The following is a 24,266-nucleotide window of genomic DNA, read 5'->3' as shown; positions in this document are numbered from 1 at the left end:
CAACGCAGCGCTGCACGGCAATTCGCGCGTTCGCGGCGCGGTACCGGCCCGACGAGGGGCTGGTGCTTTCGGCGATCGGCCTGCGCCCCGGGGCGGGATCGGCCAGGATACTCACGGGTTCGACGGCGCCGACGAACCGGGGGGTGGGGGCGATGACTGCTGCACGGCCAGGCCTGGCCGTGTTCCTCGCCGCGAAGGCGGCGTCGGACACCGGGTACGCGCTGGACTTCGTCTGCCTGTCGGTGTTCGTCTGGGAGCGGACCGGCTCCGCGCTGGCCACCGGGTTGGTCAGCGTCGCGCTCTACGCCGGGGCGATCCTCGGCGGACAGGCGGGCAACCGCTACGGGCGCGCCTGGAACCGGCGCGGGGTGATGATCGGCGCGGACGCCGTCCGGATGGCGGTCCTGGTGCTGCTCGCCGTGCTGCCGGCCGGGGCGCAGTTGGCGTGGCTGTACCCGGTGGTGTTCTTCCTGGGGGTCGGCCGCTCGGTCTTCGAGGCCACGTTGTCGGCGGCGACGCCGGTGCTGGCCGGCGATCGGGTGCAAACCGTCAACAGCGTGCTGGCCGGGCTCAAGGGGATCGCGTTCGTGGTGGGGATGGGCGCGGCCACGGTCGTCGTGCCGGTCCTCGGCTTCCGGGGCGTGTTCGCGCTCGACGCGGGCACGTATGCGCTGTCCGGGGTCGTGCTCATCGCGTTGCGGCTGCCGCTGCGGGAGGCGGCCGCCGTGCCGGTGCCGGCCGGCGCCGGGGCGGCGGGCCGGGATGTCGGTCGGCCGACGTGGCCACTGTTGGTGCTGACCGGGGTGGCGTCGCTGGTGGTGCTGCGCGGGTTCGACGCGTTCGGCAGCGCCTCGCAGCAGGTGGGCCTGCCCATTCTGGGCAGCCGGTTGCGGCCGGACGAGCCGGCGCTGTTCGCCGGCACGATGTGGAGCGTCTGGGCGATCGGGCTGTTCGTGGCCGGGTTCCTGCTGCGGCCGATGGCCACCCAGATCGTGGCGCGGGCTCCCGCGCTGGTGTTCTGCCTGTCGACCATCGTGATGTCGCTCGGGTTCATCGGGGTGTTCTGGCTGCCGGGTTGGTGGCCGCGGCTGCTGGCGGCGCTGGTCGCCGGGGTGGGCGACGCGTTCAGCGAGATCACCTTCAAACAGGCCCTGCAGCAGCTGCCGGACGAGGAGCGAGGGCAGGCGTTCGGGTTCTGCCAGATCGTCGTCAACGGCGGTCTGATGGCGGGGCTGGCGGTGACGAGCGTGGTCCTGACCCCCGACCTGGCGGCCCGCTGGGTGCTGCTGCTGCACGGCCTGCCGATCGTGCTGGCCGGCTGGCTCGTGCTGACCTCCCGGCGGTCGCGCCGGGTTCAGGAGCAGCCCACATGACCGCCGCCGACGGGCGTGACCAGGCGCCGCGCGCCTACCTCGACCACGCCGGGCTCGGCCGGGTCCGCGCTCCGGCCGCCGACGCGATGCGCAGCGCCCTGTACGAGGTCTATCCGCACGGCAGCGCCCGGATGGGGCGGATCTTCCCGGCCCGGGCCGCGGCCCGGGCGACCGCGGCCGCTCTGTTGGAGTGCTCCCCGGACGAGGTGGCTCTGGTGCCCAACACCTCCACCGGCCTGCATCTGGTGGCCGATGGGCTGCGCTGGGCGCCCGGCGACGAGGTCGTGGTCTTCGATCGGGACTTCCCGGCCAATGTGCACCCCTGGCGGGCCCTGGAGGAGCGTTGGGGAGTGCGGTTGCGGTGGGTGGCGATGCGCCACGGCGGCTATGAGCCGGACGACATCGCCGCCGCGATCGGGCCGTCGACCCGGCTGATCGCGGCCAGCCACGTGAACTTCGCGACCGGTTTCCGGCTCGACCTCGACCTGCTGTGTGCTCTGGCCGCCCCGGTGGGCGCGCTGGTCTGTGTGGACGCGGTGCAGGGGTTGGGCGCGCTGCCGCTGTCGACGGCCCGTACCCCGGTGGATTTCGTCGCCGCCGGGGCGCACAAGTGGCTGGGCGGCCCGCCGGGCACCGGCCTGTTCTACTGCCGGGCCGGGCGGCTGCCACTGTTGCGCTCGGTTCCCGCGGGCTGGTTCGGCTACGACGGGGCCAACGACATGCTCAGCAAGGGCCCCGGTCACTTCCGGTACGACCTGCCGCTGCGGTCCGGCGCCGGCCGCGTGGAGGGGGGCATGTACGACGTGCTGGGCATGGTGGGGCTGTCGGCCGCACTGGACGAACTGGCGGCGGTGGGCGCCCGAGCGGTGGCGGAGCGGATCGAGTCGCTGACGGGGCGGTTGCGCGAGGGGCTGGCCGCAGGGGGCTATCGGGTCGAGTCCCCGGCGGGCGCGGGCGCGTGGTCGGGCATCGTCAGCTTCACCGATCCGCGAAGGGACGGTGGGCGGTTGGTTCAGGAGCTGGTGGCGCGCGGCATCCATGTGTCGTACCCGGACGGCATGATCCGGGTCTCGCCGCACTACTGGACGGACGGGGCCGAGGTCGAGCTGTTGCTCGACGCCTTGGCCGGACCCATGGCGGGCTCCGATGCCCGCCTCTGAAGGGGCAATCGGCGTGGCAGCAACTGCCCAATGTCTTGCGGCCGTTGGCTCGCCGTGCGACAAAGGACGCGTACCCGCACAGACATGTGCGGGTCTTGCTGCGACGGAGGGGATTCCCGATGGAAAAGGAATACGAGAGCTGGGAGCAGCTCGAGGACGAGGTCGAGATCACGACCGGTGCCGCTGACTGCTGGACCTGTCTGATCGACAGCGGCGCCTGACCGTCGCCCCGCACACCACGCTCCCCGCGGTCGCGCCCTGTGCGCGGCCGCGGGGAGACCTTTTCTCACCCGGGAGCTGCGGATGGAACGGTGGCGGTTCAGCCACGGCGTGGTCGGTGTCAACGCCCCCAGCTGGTTGACGTTCGAGGTGCACCGGCCGTATCTCGACGGCGCCGATTCGCCGTTGGCCGAGATCCAGGCCCGCGCCCCGCTGCTGGCCGCCCGCCGGTTCGACCAGCGCGCAGCGACCGCCCTGCGGTTCGGGATGAACATGCCCACCAGCTACCGCCGGCTGCTGATCGAGGAGTCGCGGCTGCGCGAATACCGGGCCGTGGTCCCCACCGACCTCCCGGCGCACTTGGCTTCGGCGTCCTGGACCCGGCTGACGCAGGCGTACATCCGCCGCGCGGAGCTCGACCCCGTCGACCGGGCCACGTTGGCCCAGTGGCTGGTGGCGGTGTGCCTGCCGGCGGCGGTGCTGGAGGTCGTGCCGGACGATCTGGACCGGTTGCGCTGCCGCGACGAGGTCGAGGCCACCGCGCAGGCCGCACGGGCCGCCGCGCTGTTCCAGGCCGAGGGGCTGTCCGCGCGCACCGCCGCGGCCTTTCAGGTTCTGGTCGAGGACCCGCCGGACACCTTGTGCCACGCCCAGGCCGCCGGTTCCTGGGGCTACCTGCTGGCCCGGCACGCCGGCGACGACGCGGCAGCACCCGATCTGGCCCGCCAGGCCCGGGAGCTGCTGGCGCGAGCGGCCGGCGGGCGCACCGCGTTCGAGTGCGCGATCGCGGCGGTCCGGCTGGACCTGCGCGAGGTCATGCGCGCCGAGCGCGAGGAGGACTTCGACGGCGCCGCGACGCTGCTGGCCGCGGCGGCCGCTTCGCTGGAGCCGCTCACCCCGGCCGGCCCGGATGACGAGTTGCTCCTGCTGGAGGCACGGCGGCGGCTGATCGACCGCCGGCTGGAGATCGCGGTGCGCCGCGAGGACGCCGCAGGCGAGCAGCAAGCGCTGGCCGAAGGCATCGCCCTGGACCCCTACTCGGTCAAGATCCGGATGCAGGCCGCGCAGGCGCAGCAGCGGCTGGGCCGGCCCGATCGGGCACTGGCCGGCTATCTGCACGCCGCCCGGCTCGGTCCGCTCGGCACCGGTTTCGCGCTGGTGGCAGCCGCCGAGTGCGCCCGGCAGGCCGGCCACGAGGAGTTCGCGTTGCTGCTCGCGGAGCGGGCCTTTCGGGCCGCGCCGCGCTCAGCCAGGACCAAACAGCTGCTCGTCGACGGCTACGCCCGGGTCGGTGAGGAGGCGCTGGCGAAGGTGGCGCGCCGGGCCGGCCGCCGCACGTGCCGGCCGCCCGGGTACGAGAACAACTGGCACTACCAGATGTACGCGTCCTACTTCAATCTGGGCCGGTCCCGGTCACCGAACCTGTACGCCGAACTGCCCACGCTCGCCTACCGGCACGCAGCGGCGGGCACCGCCCCGGAGATCACCTACCAGCGCCTGATGCCACCGGCCTTCCGCGGCAACCTGGTGCGCGAGTCCGGGCTCGCGGAGTTCGCCGTCGCGCATCCGGCGGAGCTGCCCCAGCACCTGCGCACCCCCGCCTGGGAGCACCTGTGCGAGTGGGTCGACGGCTTCGAGAAGGCGGACCCGGACCGGCAGCTGCTCACCTCCGCGCTGCTGTTCCGGCTCGGCTTCGGCCGGCTGGTGCTCGACCTCATCCCGCAGCGCCCCGCCGCTGAACTGTCCGGTCCGGCCGAGTTACGGCTGCACCACTGGCGCGACCTGGTGCGCTATGTGGGTTCGGTCGGCGGCGGCCGGCAGCAGGTGGCCGCCCCCACCACCTCCTTCGACGTCGCCCGGCACCCCGACTGCCCACTGCGGCTGCGGTTCGTGATCGCGGTGTTCGCCGTGGTCTTCCACGCTCGGGAGACGAAGTCGCTGGACGAGGCGCTGGCCTGGCGGGCCATAGCCGAGCAGGCGCTGACCGAACTGCTCGCGGACCCCGACTGCACACCGCTGGACCGGCTGATGCTGGAGAGCCGGTTCTACCGCAGCGTCACCTACGTGCCGTTCCTGCAGCGCGACGAGGCGCGGTTGACCGCCGAGATGGACCGGGCCGAGGAACTGGCCAGGGCGATCACGTCGGCCACCCCGTACGAGGAGTTCCTGCGGCGGGAGAACCTGCGCGCCTGTTTGGAGAGCCGCTCCAAGGAGGCGCTGGGGTTCGGCCGCGAAGACCTCGCCCACCGGCGGATCACGGAAGTGATCGCCCTCGACCCGTACGAGCCCAAGAGCCATATCGAGCTCGCCGAGTCCCTGGTGCGCCAGGGCCTGCACCGGGAGGCCGCCGACGCCTACCTGCGCGCCGCCCGGCTCGGGCCCACCTCGACCGCGATGAGCTACGGCCTGGCCGGCGAGTGCCTGGCCAAGGCCGGACTGCCGGAACTGGCCGAGGACTGCTTCATCCAGTCCCTGCGCATCGACCCGTACGCCGTCTCGTCCGCCCGCGGTTGGGCCAGAACCGGCCGCGATGACGGCATGGGGGCGCTGGGCCGGGAGTACCGCGACGGTCTGGAGGCGTGGGCCGCGACGCGACGCGCGGCCAGGACCCAGGCCCGCAAGGGGACGACGGCGGGCGGGGGTACCGCGGCGCACGCGGTGACGGCGGACGGGGGCGCCACTGCGCACGAGGTGACTGCGGTCGGCGCCACGGGATCGGCGGACGCGGGCCAGGGGAACCGGTCCTGATGCGCTGGTCGCTCGCGGAGAAGTCCCGGACCGGCACCGACGCGGTGGTCGTGCCCGCTTTCACGGACCGGCCGGGGCAGGTGCCCTCCGCCGGGTTCGTGGCGGCCTGCGGCTTCACCGGGCGGCCCGGTGAAGTGCTCCGGCTGCCCGGAGAGGCGGGCGGTCCGGCGCAGGTGCTGCTCGGCTTCGGGGCCGGCGCCACCCTGGACGACGACACGGTCCGGTCCGCGGTCGCCGAACTGGCCCGGGCGGTAAGCGGGTTCGGACGGCTGGGCCTACCGCTGCCCGCGCCCGGCGGACGGGCGCCCGGCCCGTCGGCGGTGCGCGCCGCCGTCGAGGGGTTCCTGCTCGGCGGCTACCGCTTCACCCGCCACAAGTCCGCCGCGAGCGGCTCGTGCGGGCCCGACCACGTCGACCTGCTCCTGCCGGGCGGCGGCGGGGCGGCCGAGCGCACCGCACTGGACGAGGGCCAGCGGCTGGCCGCCGCCACCCTGCTGGCCCGGGACCTGGTCAACGAGCCCGGCCAGGACCTGACGCCCGCACTGTTCGCCGAGCAGGCGGCGAAGGTCGCGGCCGACAGCGGGCTGCGATGCGAGGTGTGGGACGAGGAGCGCATCGCCGCCGAACGCCTCGGCGGCCTGCTCGCGGTCGGCCGCGGCTCGCTGCGCCCGCCCCGCCTGGTCCGGCTGACCTACCGGCCGGACCGGCCGGTGGGCCGGTACGCGCTGATCGGCAAGGGCGTCACCTTCGACGCTGGCGGACTGTCCCTCAAGCCCAGCGCCGAGATGCTCACCATGAAGGCCGACATGGCGGGAGCCGCGGCCGTGCTCGGCGCGATGTCGGTACTGACCGGGCTGGGGTGCGGCACGCAGGTCGACGCCTGGCTGCCCCTGACGGAGAACATGCCCAACGGCGACCCGGTACGCATCGGCGATGTGCTGCGGATGCGCGGCGGCCGCACGGTCGAGGTGCGCAACGCCGACGCCGAGGGACGGCTCATCCTGGCCGATGCCCTGACCCTGGCCGGCGAGTGCGCGCCGGACGCGATGATCGACGTGGCCACCTTGACGGACGCCGCCCCCATCGCCCTGGGCCGGAAGATCGCCGCTGTGATGGGCACCGACGACGTCCTGGTGGACCGCATCCGACAGGCCGCCGGGCGGGCCGGCGAGCCGGTCTGGCCGCTGCCGCTGTCCGACCGCTACCGCTGGCAGTTGGAGTCACCGGTCGCCGACCTGGTCAACTACACCATCGGCAACCGGCACGGCACCGCGCTGCTGGCCGGCCTGTTCCTGCGGGAGTTCGTCCCTGCCGGCGTCCCCTGGGCCCACCTGGACATCCAGGGCACCGCGTTGTGCGACGCCGAGGACGGCGAGTGGGTGCACGGCGCCACCGGCTTCGGCGTGCGCACCCTGGCCGCGCTGGTCCGCGAACCGCCGGCGACCTGACACCCACGTTCCGGCACCACCGTGGGCAGCACCGGCCGGACTGGCGGCGCGCCGTCGTCACCGGTCCTCTGATCCGTCGCTCCGGCACGGTACCCGCCGCGCCCGGTAGCAGTTCCGCACGGCGTGCGGGGCCTCTCCGAGCGGCGGGGAGCAGAACGGAGAGGCCCTCGATCCTCCTCAGTGACCGAAGTCGAACCAGTTGACATTGACGTAGTCGGCCGGCTGGCCGCTGGTGAAGGTGAGATACACGTTGTGCGTGCCCGTCACGGCGGAGATGTTCGCCGGCACCGTCTTCCAGGCCTGCCGGCCGCCGGAGTTGGCGACGGACAAGCTGCCGATCGGGGCGGCGGTCTGGCTGTCCAGCCGGACTTCGACCAGGCCGCTGACGCCGCCGGCCGCGCCGCTGGCGACCCGCGCCCGTCAGTCGACGGGCCCCCTCTGCCGGGGTATCCGCGCGGGAATGCCGTACGAGATGAACAGGTCGATGACCGTCGTCGCCCGTTCCCGCGCAGCATCCGCGTCGAGGCCGTCGCTGTCGGGATGGAAGCGCCAGATACCGGGAGCCGGGACGCTGACGGCCCCGGTGGCCGCAATGGTGGCCAACGCCGTGAGCACCATGCCGTCCGTCAGGTTCGTGTGCCGAGCCACCCGACGGCCGCACGGACATCGGGATAGATCAGGACGGGGACCACCGTGGCCGCGGGAATGGAACGGTTGGCCTTCATACCGGGCTCCAGACGTTCAACTGGCCTCGCTCGAACCGCCACACTAAACGCAAACAGGTGCCGCCACCGCTCACCCTCGCCGCGTCAGGGGGCGTCGATTTCACGGACACCGCACGTGGGAGCCCGGCCCCCTTCGGGCGCCGCAAGGTGGGAGACGATCAGCCGAAGCGGCGGAAGAGCTCCTCAAGGTAGTCCTCCAGCCTGCTGGCGAGCAGGTCCGGAGTCAGGTCATCGCGTCCCACTTCCCGCCAGGGCACCGCGACCTTCTCGGCGTCCGGCGCGAAGGCGAGCGCATCCAGGACGCGCCAGTACAGGTGAGCTGCCGGGTCCTCGTCCAGCGTGCCTCCGGATGCCAGATACCGATCGGCCAGCCGCATTCCCTTCTGGGCGCCGTGCAGGAGAGCCAGGGCCGTGGAACAGTGCGCCACGTCCAGATCGGCAGGGCCCCAGGACGTCTCCACCCAGTCGACGACGCCGGTGATCTCCAAACGGGCGCCCTGCCCGGTGAAGAGCACGTTGCCGGGGTGGAAATCCCGGTGCAGGAAACAGGGCCGGTAGTCAGGGGGATCGCGCCGGATGACGTCCACAGCGCGCTGCCACAACTCCAGCCGCTCGGTGGATTCGGGCAGCCGCACCCGATCGGGCGACGTCCAGGCCTGGTACACGCGCGGTCGGGACGCGACCGGGAGCCGTACCTGGTGAATGGCGACGAGTTGGCGGGCCAGGAGCTCGGACCGCAGCCCCGCTTCTTCCCCACCCAACCGCACACTGCCGGGCAGCAGCGACATCAGCAACGACGGGTGGTCGCAGTACGCCGCCGTCGCGTCGACCCCGTGGAATTCCGCCACTGGCACATCGGTATCGCTGAGCAGGCGCAGGATGTCCGCTTCGCGAGTGAGCAACCCCTCGGCGTGCTGCACGAAGAACGGCTTCACGAACGACCTCAGCACCAGCCACTGCGGCTCTCCCGTTCCGCTGATGCGCACCCCGCCGCATTTCCGAAGTCCATCCGCCACGCAACCGTTCGGCGGCGTCGACGCGGCACCCCGCGCCGACACGCTCTTCCACCCAGGCCCGCGTGGCGGACCATCCCTGGTCATCAACATCCGCCCCTGCAAAGGCCTCACCCTCTTTCGCGACCATGCGAACAACCTATCGATCACCGCAGGCGCGGTCCCCGTCGACTCGATGTGGGGCTCGTCATGCCATAGGGCGTTCCGCGGTGACCGTGAAGTAGTCGAGGGTGCCTTCGTGGAAGGCATGCAGGAAGTTGCGCGGCCAAGTGCCCGGCTCCCAGGTTCGCGCCAGCCAGCGGTCCCAACCGGGCCACACCGACGCCCCGATCGAGGCGACACGCACCTCGGCCAGGCCGGCCCCTTCAAGGCTGCCGACCAGCAACGGGATGGTGTGCGCGACATCCAGACCGTTCGCGAACGTTTCGAGCAACTCGGCCAGCCGACCGGCGCCGGCGGGATCGGCGCCGGGGACGAAGAAGCTGGCGACGACGACGCGGCCACCGGGCCTCAGCACGCGTGCGGTCTCTCGGGCGAACGCGCCGAGGTCGCGGAAGTGCTGGGCGGCTTCGACGCTGTACAGGCAGTCGAACTCGCCATCACCGAACGGCATCTCCTCGGCCGCGCCCTGTGCGAAGCGCAGCTGCTCGGGGTCACGGGCCAGCAGATCGGCGTTGACCCGCCCGGCGCGCTCGAGCTGCTGTGGATGGATGTCCATACCGGTGACATGCGCCAAGCCGCACTCCTCGAGCGCCACCCCAGCACCGACCCCCAGCCCACAGCCCACCTCCAGAGCCCGTAGTCCCTCCGTGGGCGCCAAGGTACTGAGCACATGGCGGTACAGGGCCTGCTGACTGCTGATCCGGTCGTGTTCGGTCAGCGGCCGGTCCAGGTCGATGCCCTGCCAGTAACCGAAATTGATGAACCCTCCGCCGAACAGCGACAGCGAACTGAGATCGGCCGGACCGTACGTCTCCTGGACCGCGGGCGGGATCGAGGGCTGCGTCGCCCCGGAACGCTGCGTCATCTGCGCCACCTCCATGCTGAAGAGCACCCCGCCCCTCGGCGGACCGCACCCTCAGGTATCGGCGCATTCCGGTGCCGGCACAACCCCCGTGGCGGGTGATGTTGCCATCCTCGCCGATCGGCAACGCAGCGGGCCGCCTCCTGATGGGGCCGTCGCAGGGGCAGCCTTGGGCTCCCGCAAGTCCACCGGGAATGCGTCACCGCTGTGGGGTCACCGCGGCCGGGGAGTTGGCGTCGTGGATGAGGAGGCGGGGGGCGCCGCTGCCGTCGGCGGGGGCGGACCAGACGTCCCAGCCTCCTCCGTGGCGGGGCAGTCCGTACATCACGGTGTGGTCGTCGAGCCAGGCGGCCTGGTCGTCGACGCTGTGCTCCTCCGCCAGCGGGGTCTCCTTCATGGTGGCCAGGTCCAGGACGTAGAGGCGCCAGGGCCTGTTGGCGCTGGCGTTGACCCGCTTCTTGAACACGATGCGGGTGTTGTCGGGCGACAGGGAGGGGCATTCGACGTTGGTGCGCAGGGTGTGGGCGGTCCACTTCCGGAGGTCGCCCTGGATCAGGTAGGTGCGGCCCGAGGTGCGTGCCGTGGCGTAGAAGGTGTTGTCGTCGGAGGCGAAGGTGACGCCCCAGTAGTTCAGGTCCGCGGCGTGGTACGGCTTTCCGTCGAGGGTCAGCGAGATCTGCTCGATGCTGTTGACCAGGTGTCCGGTCCTGGTGTCGAGGATCGAGGTACGGGTCGAGAAGTCGTCCCGGAGGTAGGAGTCGCCCTGGACGAAGGTCGTCCAGGAGAGCATGGCTCCGCTGGCCGAGACCCGGGCCCGGTTGGGGAAACCCTCGGTCTTGACCTGCCGTACCTGGTGCAGGTCGCGGTCGAGCACCGTGACGTGGGTGGAGGGGACCGGGCCCTTGCGCTGCATGCAGATGCCGGTGCCGTGGGCGGCGTAGAGCCGGTCGCACAGCACGGTGCCGGTGGTCCGTGCCGCGTCGGGGCGGTCGCGGGGTACCGAGGCGATCCGGCCGAACGAGGCGCCCGGCGAGGTGTCGCGGAAGAGGATCTGCCCGGACATGTCCAGCCGTACGATCCCGCTCGCACCGCCGGCGGCGCTGTCGGCACGCGACCGGAGCACGTACCCGGTGACGGTGGTGGCCGCGACCAGGGCCGTCACCAACAGGATCAGAAGCCGGTTCCTGGCACTCATGCCGTGCTCTCCTCACGCAGGGGAAGGGTCATCAGGGCCGCGGCGATCGCGACGGCCAGGACGGAGAGGGCCACCGCGAGTGCGGTGTGCAGGCCCCACGCCGACCAGGCGGCGCCGAACAGCACCGAGGACGCCAGCGTGGCCAGTGACTGGCCGGTCTGGATCAGCGACATCCCGGCGGCCCGCAGGTGTTCGGGCACCATCGGACCGATGGCCGCCATGAGAACCCCGTCGGTGGCCGCGTAGAACAGCCCGTGCAGCACGAGAGTGGTGATCACCAGCACGGGGCCGCCCACCGGGCCGAACAGCGCCAGGTAGGCGAGGAGCAGTGCCCCGTAGCCGGCGACGAACACGCGCAAACGCCCCAGCCGGTCGGCGAGTTGCCCGAGCGGCATCGCCATCAGCAGGTACACGCCGGTGGTGCCCAGGGGCAGCAGTGGGAAGTACTCGGCGGAGATGTCCAGGCGCTGCTGGATGAGGAGGTAGACGAACGAGTCGCTGAGCGTCACCGCGCCGAGCAGCAGCACGCCGATGCCCACCCGGCGGAATCCGGGCCGGAGCAGCAGGCCGAGCACGTCGCGTACGGTCGCCCGCTCGTGCTGTTCCAGCGGCTGTCGCCGGTCGCGGACGAACAGTGCCAGGATCACGCACGCGAACGCGGCGATGCAGAAGCTGGCCACGAACACCGTGTCGTACCGGCCTGGCGTCGCCAGCAGCAGTGCGAAGGCCGCCAGCGGTCCGAGGAAGGCGCCGGTGGTGTCCAGCGCCCGGTGCGCGCCGAAGGAGCGGCCCAGTGTCTCCGGGGTGCTGCTCAGCGAGATCAGCGCGTCGCGGGGGCCGGTGCGCAGGCCCTTGCCCGTACGGTCGGCCGCGATGACCGCGCCGAGCGCCGGTACGGAGGAGCCGGCCGCGAGCAGGCCCAGCTTGCACAGTGCCGACAGCGCATACCCGCTGCCCGCCACCAGCTTGCGGCGCTGCCAGCGGTCCGCGGCGTGACCTCCGGCGACGCGGACCAGGGCGGTCACCCCGAAGTACATGCCGTTGAGCGCACCGAACTGCAGGGGGCTGAGACCGAGGGTGAAGATGACGTACATCGGCAGCACCGCGGTGATCATCTCGGAGGAGATGTCCGTGACCAGGCTGACCGATCCGAGCGCGAGCACATTGGAGTCCACGCCGGCCCACGCCCGGCGCCGGCCGGAGGTGACAGGGGCGGCAGGGACAACAGGAGCGGCAGGAGCGGCAGGAGCCTCGGAGGATGGAGGACGCGCGGCCCGGCTCGTCGAGATGTACATGACTGTCCTCTCTTGCAGGAGCCTTCACGGGGCGGGGGGCCGCCGGCCGGACCGTTCCGGCCGGCGGGCCCGTGAGCAGGAGATGGATCAGTCGTTGATCGTGTACGGGTCGCCGTAGACCTTCCACTGCAGCGGCGGATTCAGGTTGAGGTTGCCGTTGTTGAGGAAGACCCGCTGTTCGGTGTCGACCCGGCTGGTGTCGCTGTGCGCCTCCTCGGTCTTCATCGCCGCCGCGCGGGCGTCGAGGAAGGCATTCAGGTAGGTGGTCTCGTTGCCGCCCTGGGCCGGGGTCTTGGCCTTCTTCATGGCGGTCTTGCGGATCCCGCCGAAGCTGGTCGCGTCGTCGCCGGGGCCGTGCATCACGATGGCGTCGTAGTAGGCGAACTGGCCGAGTGCGTGCAGGCCGTCGGTCATGGCCTGGCTGACGGCCGGGTTGAAGTACACCCGGTCGCGTTCGTCGTTCTGCGCCCGCTGGAACACGGTGTCCTTGGCCGCGGTGTGCCAGGCGGCCTCGAAGTTCGGGTCGAGTCCGGTGTGCGAGGCGCTGCCGTTGACCTTCTCCAGCGCGGGGAGGTACGCGGCCAGGACGTTCCCGGGCTTGAGGTCGGTGTAGTGCCGGACCAGGTCGAGCATGCCCCCGGTGCCGGAGCAGAAGCCGACGATCCCGGCGGTGTAGCCGCGGCCGTCACCGATGTCCTCGATGTACGTGTACTGCGACTTCCAGTCCAGCGAGGAGTTCTCCGCGCTGGAGACGAGCTCCATCGCGATTTCCTTCTTGTGCGGGTCCGTCAGATCGGCGCTCGACCCCCCGGGCGGGGTGGTGGGAGGTGTGGTCGGCGGCGTGGTAGGAGGAGTCGTGGGCGGCGTCGTCGGGGGCGCGGTGGTGCTCCCGGCGCCGTACACCTCGAACTCGTACAGCGAGTAGCCGTAGGCGGTGCCGCGCTGGCTGGCGGACATCCGCACGTAGCGGCCGTGACCGCTGATGGCCAGGTCGTCGGTGCCACCGTTGCCGGTGGTCGTGGAGTAGGCCGTCGTCCAGGTGCTGCCGTCCGTCGAGGTCTGGATCTTGTACGACTTCCCGTACGCCGATTCCCAGGTCAACTTGACGCGGCTGAGCGCGGTGTCGGCGCCGAGGTCCACCGATATCCACTGCGCGTCGGAGCCCTCCTTGCTGGCCCATCGCGTGGTGGCGCTGCCGTCCACGGCCTTGGCGCCGGAGTACGACGTGCTCTCGGTGGACGAGGTGCTGGTCGGCTTCCCCCGAGCCAGGTTCACCGACCCGGAGGGCGGTGTGGTGGGCGGGGTGGTGGGAGGAGTCGTGGGCGGGGTGGTGGGCGGCGTGCCCGTCACGTCCCAGATGTCGGTGATCGGCTTCGCCGTTGCCGCGCTGCCCAGGGCGGGCAGCCCGTACATGTCCTCCAGCGTGCGCAGGATCGAGTAGTGGTTGTACTTGGTGCTGGAGGTGACGCCCTTCTTGACGTTCGCACCGACGACCATGGTGGCGATCTTGTTGTCGGAGTCGTCGCCGTCGTCCTCGTCCCAGGTCAGGATGAGTGCGCTGTTGTGCGTCTTGGCCCACTGGACGTAGCCGTCGAAGTTCTTCTTCAGCCAGGCGTCGCCCTGCTTGACGGTGCCGTCGTGCATGTCGTTGTCGAGGTTCGGCGTCACGAACGACACGTCGGGGAGCTTGCTGTAGTCCGTGGGGAAGCGGCTGTAGCGCAGGTTCGAGGTCGCCGGGACGTTGGTGAAGTTGACCCAGCCGTTGTGCTTGCGGGCGTAGCCGTTGCTTCCGTCGTCGCCGCAGTCCTTCGATCCGTCGGCCGGCAGGTCCTCGGAGTAGCCGACGAAGGAGTGCCCGCTCGTCAGGAGCTGGTTGCCGAGGTTGTCCGACGTGTAGTCGTGCGGACAGTCGTCGTCGTTGACGCCGTGCGTGGAACCCGAGAAGAGCGCGATGTAGTTGCCCTGGCTGGGGTGCGTCGTCCCGTGCATGTTGGAGAACGACGCGCCCTGAGCGGCAAGGGAGTTGATGTACGGGGCGTTGGAGCTGCCGACGACGTCCTCGTAGAACTTGTTCTCCTCCGTCACGACCACGACGTGGTCGAACTGGGGGATCCCGTTGGCGGTCACAGCCGCCGGGGACGCCGTCGCGCCCTTCGTGCCGGCGGAGGACGCCATGGCCGTCGCGGTCAGACCGAGCAGGCCCACAGCCACACTCATGCCGGCGGCGATGAGGGCGCGCCGCGACCGCTCGCCGCGCCGCGCGTGTGCCCCGTGCCCCCCGGGTGGGGGTTCGGTGCGCCGGGAGCGCAGGGGAGGGTAGGGAGGCGTCATGCTGATCTCCTTGAACAGGCGGAAGTGCTGTCGGTGCGATGGACCGACCTGAGCAGCGCCTGGGCGACATCCGGCAGGGCGGCGAGCCGGCACGCGCGGCATGGTGAACGCGTGCGGGACAGACGGCACTGCGGCAACAGGCATGGCGGGATACGACCGCGACGGCCGGGTCAGCTGCATGTCCACGCATGCAGGTGAGCGCGTCAAGTTCGGAACGTCCGCGCCGAGCCGCTGACCGGATTCTTACGCGGCTCGACGATGCCCTGTCAAGCGGTCCGGTTCGACTTGGCGCAGCCTCTTGACGAGGTATCGCAAGCGCTGATAATTCTTCCGGATAGGAAAGTTAACTAACAGATGTCTCCCGAGGGGAACCACGGAACACGGCGAGGTCAGGGCACGCGGCGACCGTGACCCCGGCCGCGCACACCCCCCGGAGCGACCGAAAACCGGCATGCCCGACCGCGGTGGCGAGGTGCTCCAGCCCGCAGCATCGGCGCCTCCCCTGGGCAGGCCGAGTTCGCCGTGGAACAGGTCGTATTCGCCGTGGGGCGGGCCGTGTTCGCCGTGTTCACCGAAGCCGATCCGGCGGCCGGGGACCGGAAGCAAGCCCGTTCCGTAACTCACCCGCACCGTTCGCAGCCCGCTCAGCCCCTGGACGCCGGCATGCCCGAAGCTTCGCCGGGAGCGCGAGCGCGCTTCCCCCTGCCCGACTCCTGAAAAGAGACCGGCCACCTTGCGTACACACTGGCACACACAAGCCCGCAACACCGCCGCCGCCCTGACCGTCCTCGGGCTCGCCCTTGGCCTGTCCGGCGCGCCGGCCTCGGCGCAAGCCCAGTCCACGGTCCGCATCAACGAGGTCGAGTCCAACGGCGGCAGCCCCGGCGACTGGATCGAACTCGTCAACACCGGCACCGCCGCGGTCGACGTGTCCAAGTGGATCGTCAAGGACAACGACAACTCCCACTCCTACAAGATCCCCTCCGGCACATCACTGGCCCCGCATGCTTACCTCGCGCTGAACGTCGAGTCGTCGTTCGGCCTGGGCAGCTCGGATGCGGCACGGCTGTTCAAGGCGGACGGCTCCACCGTGGTGGACTCCTACACGTGGACCTCCCACGCCACCACCACCTACGGACGCTGTCCGGACGGCACCGGCGCGTTCACCACCACCACCGCCCCGACCAAGGGCGCGGCGAACGCCTGCGGCGGGGGCGGACAGCCGTCCGACACCGTGTGGCCGGGCGGCGCGGGGGTCACCATCGCCGACACCTCGAACGCCTTCGGGGAGAACCTCAGCGGTCTGTCCTTCGAAAGCCCCGGTGTGCTGTGGGCGGTGAACAACGGCCCGGGCAAGCTCTACCGACTGGTCCCCAACGGCACGACGTGGCGTCCCGACACGGCCGGCGGCTGGTCCTCGGGCAAAGCCCTGCACTACGCGGGCGGCAGCGGTGACCCCGACGCCGAGGGCGTGGTCGTCACCCCCGACGGAATCTTCGTCGCCACCGAACGCGACGGCAGCCACGATTCCACCAGCCTGCCGAAGATCCTGCGCTTCGACGCCTCCTCCACCGCGTCCTCACTGAACGCGACCGCCGAGTGGAACCTCACTTCCGACCTGCCCTCCCTGCCGGCCAACTCCGGCCCCGAGGGCATCTCCTGGATCCCGGACACCTTCCTGACCGCGCACGGCTTCCACGACGAACAGGCTGGCGCCACCTACAACCCGGCCGCCTACCCCGGCCACGGCAGCGGCCTGTTCTTCGCCGGCGTCGAGGACAACGGCACCGCCTACGCCTACGCCCTGAACCTGTCAGGCGGCGGTTACACCCGCATCGCCACCTTCGCCAGCGGCTTCCCGAGCGTGATGGACCTGGAGTTCGAGCCCGCCACCGGACACCTGTGGGCGGCCTGCGACGACACGTGCCAGGGCCGCACCTCGACCCTCGACATCAACGCCCAGGGCAAGTTCGCCGTCACCCACACCTACAACCGCCCCACGGGAATGGCCAACTACAACAACGAAGGCTTCGCCATCGCCCCCCAGACGACCTGCACCGCCGGCCACAAGCCGGTCCTCTGGTCCGACGACAGCAACGACGGCGGCCACGCACTGCGCGCCGGCACCCTGAACTGCACCCCCTGACACCCACCGGACGGGACGGGGCGGCCGTCAACCGCCCCGCCCCGGTGCCGGAGGTGCCGGAGGTGCCGGAGCTCCGACGGAGGCCGTGATCCACAAGGACCACGGCCTTCGTGATGTCCCCCAAGACGCTGCTCCCCCATCTGCTGTCGGCGGATTGGCATCGGCGGCGCGAACGCGGGGGTCGTCGAGGACGTGACCCGGGCCCGCCACAGCGCGGGCCGGCCAGGGCATACGGAGTCGCGGCCTCCATCGGAGCGGTCTTCCGGTTGCGTTCGGCTGGTCTCATCGTGGGTCCGGATCGGCATACCCGGCTCCTGTCTTCCCGAAGGGACGTCCGCTCCGGAGACTGGAACGCGGGCGACAGCCACGCCATCACCCCCAAGGCGCTCTTCATCAGCAGCGGCTGGATCTGCCAGAACACCACGACCCAGGCCGCGATCCAGAGCTACGGCTTCCTCCCGTCGGCCTCCTGCGGCGTCTTCTGACGGGAGCGCGCGACCGGCGAACAAGGTGAAGGACTCCCCCGAACTCGCCACGCTCAGGCGCGACTTGCGGTTCGGTTTCCGAGCCGGAGTTTCAGCTGCTGACCAAGGTGCGGTCGAGGAGGGCGAGCAGGCCGTCCCAGTGGCGCTGCAAGGCGGAGGGGTTGAAGGCGTCGGTGTCGGACATGGTGAAGCCGTGGACGGTGCCGGGGTGGATCTCGGAGGTGTAGCCGAGACCCGCGGCATTCAGCGTCTGGTCGAGCTCGCTGATGGCCTCGGACGTCATGTCGTGCTCGGCGTGGCCGAGGTGGACCTGGGCGGCGATCTTGGGGACGAGGCGGTGCGGACTGTCGGGCGCGGCAGTGACCAGGTTGCCGCAGTGGAACCCGGCGACGGCGGCCACCTGGTCGGGGCGGGCCGCTGCGGTGCGCAGCGCCAGGACGCCGCCCATGCAGTAGCCGATCACGCCGACCGGTCTGGCACTGACCTCGGGCCGGCTGGTGAGGAACGCGAGGTAGGCGTCGGCGTCGCGCAGAGCACGTTCGGTGGTGTGCGCCTCGACCAGGGGCATCAGCTGGGCGACGACGGCGGGCCGGATCTCGTGTCCGATGTGCGCGGGGAGTTCCATCACCGGTGCCGGGCCGTGCCGGTAGTAGAGGTTGGGGACGAGCACGTAGTACCCGTGCCGGGCCAGTTCGCGGGCCCTCTCCTCCAGCTCGGGCCGCACGCCGAAGACGTCCGTGTACAACAGCACCCCTGGGTGCCGCTCGCCATGGTCGGGGAAGGCGGCGAAAGCGTCGGCCTGGCCGTCCGGGGTGGGAATCCGCAGTGTTCTGGTGGGCAAAATCTTCCGTCCTTGGAGTTCACTCAGACAACGTTTGTTGCACTAACGGTTGTGGCGCGAATGAACGTATATCGCTAGTCGAACTAACGCAACGGGTAGGATGGGCGCCATGAGCAACGCCGAAACAGCCGACATGCCCGACGACGGCGCGCCCAAGACGCCCGACAGGCTGCGTCGACGGGCGAGCCGACTGTTGTCGCAGCTGTCCACGCGGTCGGACCGGCTGATAACCGAGGGACTGGCCCAGGCCGACGCCCGCAAGTGGCACTACGCCGCGCTCGCTTCACTGCAGGAGTACGGGCCGGCCAGCCAAGCGGCGCTGAGCAGGCGCACCGGCATCTTCAGCAGCGACATGGTCGGCGTGCTCAACGAACTGGTCGAGCGTGACCTCGTCGAGCGGGGGCCGGACCCCGACGACCGGCGCCGCAACATCATCACGATCTCCGCCCAGGGGCGCCTTCACCTGCTGCGCCTCGACAAGGTCCTGGACGGCCTCCACGACGAACTGCTCGCGCCGCTGAGTCCGGCCGAACGCGACCAGTTCGTGGAACTTCTCAACCGCTTGCTGGACCACCACACCCGGAGCTCCTGACCCCGAGGGGCCTCCGACTCCCCTCCCCGCACACCGGCCGGACGAGCGCGGCATGCGGACGTCGGCTCCGCGACGACATTTGTACAAGACGGGTGGTCCGCGGCCCATGCATCATCCGTTGCATGAGTCAGGACGACGTTGAGTACAACGCGCACGGAATGCATGTGGTCCACAACGGCCCGCGGCACGCGCCGCCGCTGTTGCTCATCCACGGATCAGGCGCCTCGGGCGCCTCGTGGAGTCCCTTGGTCCCGGCACTGGCCAGCCACCATCACGTCATCCGGGTCGACCTCCCCGGGTGCGGCCAGTCCCCGCCCGCATCGTCATACGACGTGCCCGTGCAGGCGAGCCGGGTTGCGGCGCTGCTCGACGATTCCGGTCTTCGTCGCGTCAATGTGGTCGGGCACTCCAGCGGCGGCTACGTCGCCACCGCGCTCGCGGAGCAGCGCCCCGATCTGGTGGGGTCGCTCGCGCTGATCAGCACCGGCCCGAGCATCGATGCGTTCCTTCCGCAGCCGCTCATCCTGCGGGTCATGTTGACCCCGCCCTTCGGGCCGTTCGTGTGGTCGCGGCGTTCGGACGCGATGATCCGCAAAGGGATCAACGCGACGCTCGCCCGCCCGGTCGACATCCCGGACGCTGTGGTCGCCGACCTACAAGGCATCACGTACCGAGCGTTCAGGACGGTGCTGCGCCGGAACCTCGCGTACATCACCGAACGGAACGTACCCGAGCGTCTGACCACCCTCGATGTCCCCGTGCTGGCGGTCTTCGGCGCCGCCGATCCCCGCTGGGAGCCGTCCTCGGCCCATCAGTACGACGCGGTGCCGACCGCGCGGGTCGAGCTGCTGCCGGGCGTCGGCCACATACCCATGTGGGAGGCGCCCGAGACGACCGGCCGACTGCTGCTGGGCTTCGCTGCGGAGGGCGCCGACACCCCCTCCGCGATCCCCTCAAAGGATTAGGCTGGTTGCGTGTTATCGACCGGGGTTGCCTTCGACTGGGCGAGCGTGGACGTCACGGTCCCCCGCCCCTCTGATCGGCTGCCGGGAATCAGCATGGCCGGCTTCGGCCAGCGTGTCCCCACCTTCGTGGACATCGCCATGGTCGCGCACCCGTCCGTCACCCTGCTCGTCGATCTCAGCGAGGGAGACGGCCTCGTCTACGGCACCGCTGGTCGGCATGGGCGCGGCAGTGTCATCGTGGGGCTCCTCCCCGGAGATCTTCGGGCCTCCGGCCGGGTGGGCGAGTGCCTCCAGATCCGGCTGGACCCGGTCGCGGCGGCCGCGGTGCTCGGCTCGTCGACGGAGTTCTGCGGGACGGTGGAGTCCCTCAGGGATGTCTGGGGCCACGACGCCGAGCGGGCCGAGGACCGACTGCGCGCCGCCGCCTCGTGGGACGAGCGCTTCGCGATCGCGGTGGAATTCCTCGGCCGACGGATGACGGACCGCCGCCCATCGGTCGATGCGGAGGTCGCCCACACCTGGCGGCGGACGCTCACCAGCCGGGGGCGTATGCGGGTGGACGGCCTGGCGGACGAGGCCGGCTGGAGCCGCAAGCGCCTGTCGGCCCGCTTCCGGTCCCAGCTCGGCATCACACCCAAGCGAGCCGCCCGGCTGGTCCGGTTCGACCATGCCGCTCACCTCCTCGCGGCGGGCTTCGCCCCTGCGAGCGTCGCCTCCGCCAGCGGCTACGTCGACCAGTCCCACCTCCACCACGAGGTCAAGGCCTTCACCGGGCTCACCCCCACAGCCGTGGCCGCCGCACCGTGGCTCGCCATCGACGACGTCGCATGGCCGGGGTCATCGCCGACCAATCAACGCAGTACGGCCGCCCTCTACGGCTGTGGCCCGGAACGGCGGGTACCGGAAGCCGGGACCGAACGTGGCGGCCGCGGGGCCGGAGCGCGGTGACGTCCACGTGCCGCGGCAGGGGCCGGTGGTGCCCAACGTTGCTACGCCCGCCCCCGGGGCACGTCACCCGCCCGCGGCATCCTCGGCCTCCCAGCGCAGCAGGTCGCCCGGCTGGCACTTGAGCACTTCGCAGAGCGCGGCGAGCGTGGCGAAGCGTACCGCCCTGGCGCGGCCGTTCTTGAGTACCGCCAGGTTGGCGGGAGTGATCCCTACGCGCTCCGCGAGCTCGCCCACGGACATCTTCCGCCTGGCCAGCATCACGTCGATGTCGACGGTGATCGGCATCAGATCACCTCGTCCAGCTCGGCCTGCATCTGCGCCGCTTCGACGTCGCGCACCACGGCCTGGGCGAGCAGCATTCGCAGCACGAGCACGATGAGCGCGACCCCCAGGATGGCCACGCCGATCCCGGCCATGATCACGGTGACACCTGGGTCCTCCCGCTGGCCCGGCGCGTTGATGGCCGTGACCGCGAACCACACGAGGGCAGCCCCCACGATCGCGCCGATCACGCCGTCCACGTAGCGGAAGGCGGCGTGGGAGAACACGGTTCCGCGTCGCACCATCGCCACCAGCCGCCATACACAGACCAGGGCGACCTGGGCCGACACCATCCCCAGGATCGTGATCACGCGCAGTGGGGTCAGCGGGATCGATCCGTCCTCCGGGTCGTTCCCGCTGATCAACGTCCACAGCATCAACACCTGTACGAGCGCGGTGCCGGTGATCACCACCACGAGCACGGCGCGCAGCGCACCCACTGCCAGCTTTCCCATGACCCATCCATCCATCGAGCTACGATGGGAATCTATCGAAGTCCTGGACCGGAGGTCGGGCGGCGGTTTCACCTCGCGGCGGGAGCCGACCGTTCCGCCACCCGCGCCGACCGGCCACCTACGCCCATCTCATGGCGGCAAGGACGAGAGAGGCGACGGCCCCAGAAAAGTAGGCGCATCGCCCTCGCTCCCGAATCCGCCGCCCGCCTATACGCCCGCCCCGGCGTCACCTACCGACCCGTCAGCGGCGTCAGCCCGAGTCAGGTCGGCGTCGCTTGGGCACCCGCCGACGACACCAATCCCGTCATCCAGGACTTCGTCCACTGCTGCCTGGACACCAGACCCCCAACGACGTGAAAGTGCCCAGCCCCTTTCCCGCTCAACGGGCCGGCTTCGCGGCACTGGCCTCGCGCCACTAGAACGGGCGGGCGTACGGCTGCGCGCTCACGTCGTCGTAGATCCGGTGCAACCAGGGCTGACGGACGACGGGCAGCCGGGCCAGCGTGCTGCGGAAGACTCCCGAGTCGGGCCGGAACGGCCCCCATGGGTGGAGCGGCAGGGGATCATCGCGCAAGACACCGTCGGGCAGTCGACCACTCGCGGGAACCAGCAACTGTTCGCTGTGGAAAGCCAGATACGCCCACACCTCGGCGGCCAATGGCACGGTATCCGCGGTGCCGGACGGCTGCCATGCCCTCCCCGTCTGCGGATGCCGCGGAACCAGGACGATGGCGGCGGCGGGGTCCGGGGCCTGCAGGCCCGGTCCGGCCAGGACGGCTGTCTTCGCCGTCGGCCCGGACGGAAGCAGCGCGTCGAGCGAACGTCGGAAGATGTCCGCGACAGGGCCGTCGGGGACGGACACCGCTGTGCCCGCCGAGGCCGCCACCAGGTGGGCCAGCGCCGTGCCGACCGCCGCCGCCCATCGAGGGCTCCAGACCCCGGACGGCTCGACCGGCGGTGTGCCCTCCCGGTCGTTCGCCAGTGCCTCCCAACCGATCCACTGGGTCTCGGGGCCGTCAGTGGGAAGCCGGTGTACTGCCTTCGGGTCGAGCCACACCGCCTGCCAGCGCGAGCAGTCGTCGATGCGGGTCGCCACCGCCCGCCCGCACCCCTCGCATGCCAGATTCGGGCCGTCCCTCCCGTCCAGCCCGCAGCAGCCGCCATCACACTGCTCGAGCATCAGGACGGTACCGCGGGTGTCACCGGGGCTGACGAGGATCGCTCCGGGCGCCCCGAGGGACAGGGCAGAGACCGGCGCGAACACACCGCGGGTCTCCGCCTCCCCCTCACCGACCTCGTCCCACAACCGCCACGGTGGCCCGGAGGGCTCCGGATCGACGGCGTACGTCCCCGGGTCCATCAGCACGGGGAACAGCCCGTATCCATAACTCTGGTGAGCATGGTCGGGAAGCGCCACCCGCGACAGAGGAGCAGTCAGCACGGCGCCGCACCCCACACACGCGAACACTCCGGCCATACGCACTCCCCCGCCCCTGGAAAGCCGGATTATCCCGGCCCGACGATCGACCGCCAACACCTTTTGTGACCGCGCGGGGCTCAGGACGGGGCCGGCACCCGCCGACCAGATGATCGGGGGTCGGCCCGGGCCCTGTGCTCCCCCACGAGCCGCACCCTTCCCGATCACGGCAGATGCCCCCTCCCCCCGCCCGATCGAGCTGGCCGGCGCGGACCGTTCAGCTGTGCGCGAGTTCGGCCAGGGCATCGAGACGAGTGGGCGTCCAGCCGAGCTCGCGTTGGGCGCGGGCGCCGGTGAGTTGCTGGTCGAGTGCGAACACCTCGGCGATCGGACCCATCTGCTGCAGAGCCTCGTCCAAGGTCAGCGACCGGACGCTGCCGGGGCATCCGGCGGCGCGGACGGTCCGGAGATGGCTCCGGGCGTTGCGCGGTGCCACCCGCGAAGACAGCCGCAACCGGGAGGTCAGTGGTCGTGGGGGACCGAGCGGTGGACGGGTCCGTGGGAGTCGTCGCAGTGCGGGTCCTCGTCACCGCCGGGCGGCGTGGTGATCTGCAACAGGTCCGAATTGTCCTCCTCGCCGACGTGGTCGACCTGCAGGGTCGCGTGCTCGATGCGGTACTCGTCCTGGAGCAACTGCCGCAGCGTGCGGCGTACGGCGTGGCAGTCCTTGCCGGGCTGGACCAGCACGTGGGCGGACAGGGCGTTCTGGCCGGAGGTGATCTGCCAGACGTGCAGGTCGTGGATCTCCACGACGGTGTCCTGCGCGGCGAGGCGGTCGCCGAGGGCGTCGGGGTCCACTCCGACGGGCGCGGCTTCGAGGAAGATCCGCGCCGAGTCACGGATCAGTCCGTACCCGGCCTTGAGCATCAGCGCGACGACGAGAAGGGAGGCGATGGCGTCCGCGCGCTCGAACCCGGTGGTCAGCACGATCGCTCCGGCGACCGCGGTCGCGATGAAGCCGAACAGGTCGGTGAGGATGTGCTGGTAGGCGCCCTCGACGTTCAGCGAGGTGCGGTTGGCCTTGGAGATCGACCAGGTCGCGACGAGGTTGACCGCCACGCCGACCAGGGCGGTGATCAGGACGAGGCCGCCGGTGACGGCGGGCGGCGAGATCAGCCGCTGGACGGCCTCGTAGGCCAGCCACACCGACAGGAGCAGCAGCGTCAAGCCGTTGGCCTGTGCGGAAAGGATCTCCACGCGCTTGAGACCGTAGGTGTAGTGCCCCTTCGCCGGCCTGGCCGCCAGGCGCATCGCGACCAGTGCCAGCACGATCGAGACGACGTCCGTGAGCATGTGCGCGGCGTCCGAGATCAGCGCGAGGGAGTTCGCGGCCACCCCGACGACAACCTCGGCGCACATGAACACGCCGATCAGCACCAGGGCGATCGTCAGCCACCGCCGGTCCGCATCCGCGGCCACCCCGTGCGAGTGCCCCGCATGACCGCCCCCACCGCCGTCGGGTCCGGCGGCGTGATCATGCCCGTGGTCACTCACAAGGACCTCCA

General features: G+C 71.0%; 19 protein-coding genes and 5 pseudogenes. 10 read left to right on the top strand and 14 right to left on the bottom strand.

The annotated features are described in order from the left end of the window. Positions 1-152: 152 nt before the first annotated feature. The 4 genes from C8250_RS40490 to C8250_RS40475 all read left to right on the top strand — a co-directional run bounded on the left by C8250_RS40490 (position 153) and on the right by C8250_RS40475 (position 6,948). Positions 153-1,373, top strand: coding sequence for an MFS transporter (locus C8250_RS40490; protein ID WP_138352003.1), 1,221 nt, complete (start codon positions 153-155; stop codon positions 1,371-1,373). Next, a complete protein-coding gene (locus tag C8250_RS40485) occupies positions 1,370-2,533 on the top strand; it encodes an aminotransferase class V-fold PLP-dependent enzyme (RefSeq protein ID WP_138352004.1) in 1,164 nt (387 codons plus the stop codon). Before C8250_RS40490 ends, C8250_RS40485 begins: the two co-directional genes overlap by 4 nt. A 303-nt stretch (positions 2,534-2,836) precedes the next feature. Further along, entirely contained in the window at positions 2,837-5,500 is a 2,664-nt protein-coding gene (locus C8250_RS40480; RefSeq protein WP_138352005.1) for a hypothetical protein, read from the top strand. Next, complete coding sequence (locus C8250_RS40475) at positions 5,500-6,948, top strand: leucyl aminopeptidase (RefSeq protein ID WP_138352006.1); 1,449 nt, start codon at positions 5,500-5,502, stop codon at positions 6,946-6,948. The genes C8250_RS40480 and C8250_RS40475 overlap by 1 nt, the downstream gene beginning before the upstream one ends. Positions 6,949-7,125: 177 nt before the next feature. Here the strand turns inward: C8250_RS40475 and C8250_RS40470 are convergent. The 8 genes and pseudogenes from C8250_RS40470 to C8250_RS44185 all read right to left on the bottom strand — a co-directional run. Next, positions 7,126-7,365: pseudogene (locus C8250_RS40470) on the bottom strand (carbohydrate-binding protein); the annotation flags it as partial. A gap of 3 nt (positions 7,366-7,368) precedes the next feature. Then, positions 7,369-7,596, bottom strand: a complete 228-nt coding sequence (locus tag C8250_RS40465) for a hypothetical protein (RefSeq protein WP_187145183.1) — start codon at positions 7,594-7,596, stop codon at positions 7,369-7,371. 235 nt (positions 7,597-7,831) lie between these two features. Continuing rightward, positions 7,832-8,816, bottom strand: a pseudogene (locus C8250_RS40460) (aminoglycoside phosphotransferase family protein). A 57-nt stretch (positions 8,817-8,873) separates the two neighbouring features. Continuing rightward, positions 8,874-9,728, bottom strand: a complete 855-nt coding sequence (locus C8250_RS40455) for a class I SAM-dependent methyltransferase (protein WP_232485909.1) — start codon at positions 9,726-9,728, stop codon at positions 8,874-8,876. Positions 9,729-9,909: 181 nt separating this feature from the next. Further along, the gene (locus C8250_RS40450; protein ID WP_138352008.1) at positions 9,910-10,905 is read right to left on the bottom strand and encodes a hypothetical protein; all 996 of its coding nucleotides are present in this window, start codon (positions 10,903-10,905) and stop codon (positions 9,910-9,912) included. Beyond that, positions 10,902-12,080: an MFS transporter gene (locus C8250_RS40445; protein ID WP_331284142.1), complete on the bottom strand. Its 1,179-nt coding sequence runs from the start codon at positions 12,078-12,080 to the stop codon at positions 10,902-10,904. Before C8250_RS40445 ends, C8250_RS40450 begins: the two co-directional genes overlap by 4 nt. A gap of 207 nt (positions 12,081-12,287) precedes the next feature. Further along, positions 12,288-12,986: pseudogene (locus tag C8250_RS44190) on the bottom strand (chitosanase); the annotation flags it as partial. A gap of 135 nt (positions 12,987-13,121) precedes the next feature. Then, positions 13,122-14,375: pseudogene (locus C8250_RS44185) on the bottom strand (alkaline phosphatase family protein); the annotation flags it as partial. Between the two features lie 889 nt (positions 14,376-15,264). Here C8250_RS44185 and C8250_RS40435 point away from each other — a divergent pair. Then, the gene (locus C8250_RS40435; protein ID WP_232485910.1) at positions 15,265-16,677 is read left to right on the top strand and encodes a lamin tail domain-containing protein; all 1,413 of its coding nucleotides are present in this window, start codon (positions 15,265-15,267) and stop codon (positions 16,675-16,677) included. Between the two features lie 287 nt (positions 16,678-16,964). Further along, entirely contained in the window at positions 16,965-17,162 is a 198-nt protein-coding gene (locus C8250_RS40430) for a hypothetical protein (RefSeq protein WP_138352010.1), read from the top strand. 91 nt (positions 17,163-17,253) lie between these two features. Here C8250_RS40430 and C8250_RS40425 read toward each other — a convergent pair whose 3' ends face one another. Further along, entirely contained in the window at positions 17,254-18,003 is a 750-nt protein-coding gene (locus C8250_RS40425) for a dienelactone hydrolase family protein (protein WP_138352011.1), read from the bottom strand. A 109-nt stretch (positions 18,004-18,112) separates the two neighbouring features. On the opposite strand from C8250_RS40425, the gene C8250_RS40420 reads away from it, so the two are divergent. The 3 genes from C8250_RS40420 to C8250_RS40410 all read left to right on the top strand — a co-directional run bounded on the left by C8250_RS40420 (position 18,113) and on the right by C8250_RS40410 (position 20,508). Next, positions 18,113-18,595 carry a MarR family winged helix-turn-helix transcriptional regulator gene (locus tag C8250_RS40420; protein WP_138352012.1) on the top strand — a complete coding sequence of 161 codons (483 nt, stop codon included), beginning with the start codon at positions 18,113-18,115 and terminating at the stop codon, positions 18,593-18,595. A gap of 122 nt (positions 18,596-18,717) precedes the next feature. Continuing rightward, on the top strand, positions 18,718-19,560 hold the full coding sequence (locus C8250_RS40415) for an alpha/beta fold hydrolase (protein ID WP_138352013.1): 843 nt from the start codon (positions 18,718-18,720) through the stop codon (positions 19,558-19,560). A gap of 93 nt (positions 19,561-19,653) precedes the next feature. Continuing rightward, positions 19,654-20,508, top strand: a complete 855-nt coding sequence (locus C8250_RS40410) for a helix-turn-helix domain-containing protein (protein WP_138352097.1) — start codon at positions 19,654-19,656, stop codon at positions 20,506-20,508. A 63-nt stretch (positions 20,509-20,571) separates the two neighbouring features. On the opposite strand, the gene C8250_RS40405 is transcribed toward C8250_RS40410, so the two are convergent. Then, complete coding sequence (locus tag C8250_RS40405) at positions 20,572-20,793, bottom strand: helix-turn-helix transcriptional regulator (RefSeq protein WP_138352014.1); 222 nt, start codon at positions 20,791-20,793, stop codon at positions 20,572-20,574. Continuing rightward, positions 20,793-21,284: a DUF2975 domain-containing protein gene (locus C8250_RS40400; RefSeq protein WP_138352015.1), complete on the bottom strand. Its 492-nt coding sequence runs from the start codon at positions 21,282-21,284 to the stop codon at positions 20,793-20,795. The genes C8250_RS40405 and C8250_RS40400 overlap by 1 nt, the downstream gene beginning before the upstream one ends. A 180-nt stretch (positions 21,285-21,464) precedes the next feature. Here C8250_RS40400 and C8250_RS44180 point away from each other — a divergent pair. After that, positions 21,465-21,641, top strand: a pseudogene (locus C8250_RS44180) (LysR family transcriptional regulator); the annotation flags it as partial. A 58-nt stretch (positions 21,642-21,699) separates the two neighbouring features. Here C8250_RS44180 and C8250_RS40395 read toward each other — a convergent pair. The 3 genes from C8250_RS40395 to C8250_RS40385 form a co-directional block, all read right to left on the bottom strand. Continuing rightward, entirely contained in the window at positions 21,700-22,725 is a 1,026-nt protein-coding gene (locus C8250_RS40395) for a hypothetical protein (RefSeq protein ID WP_307811567.1), read from the bottom strand. 253 nt (positions 22,726-22,978) lie between these two features. Next, on the bottom strand, positions 22,979-23,119 hold the full coding sequence (locus C8250_RS40390; protein ID WP_187145181.1) for a hypothetical protein: 141 nt from the start codon (positions 23,117-23,119) through the stop codon (positions 22,979-22,981). A 104-nt stretch (positions 23,120-23,223) separates the two neighbouring features. Further along, the gene (locus C8250_RS40385; protein WP_187145180.1) at positions 23,224-24,255 is read right to left on the bottom strand and encodes a cation diffusion facilitator family transporter; all 1,032 of its coding nucleotides are present in this window, start codon (positions 24,253-24,255) and stop codon (positions 23,224-23,226) included. Positions 24,256-24,266 lie beyond the last annotated feature (11 nt).

The sequence above is a fragment of the Streptomyces sp. So13.3 genome (assembly GCF_005860785.2).
Taxonomy (GTDB): Bacteria; Actinomycetota; Actinomycetes; order Streptomycetales; family Streptomycetaceae; genus Actinacidiphila; species Actinacidiphila fildesensis.
The sequence above is the reverse complement of the archived record's forward strand: the minus strand, read 5'-3'. Positions and strand labels throughout refer to the sequence as shown.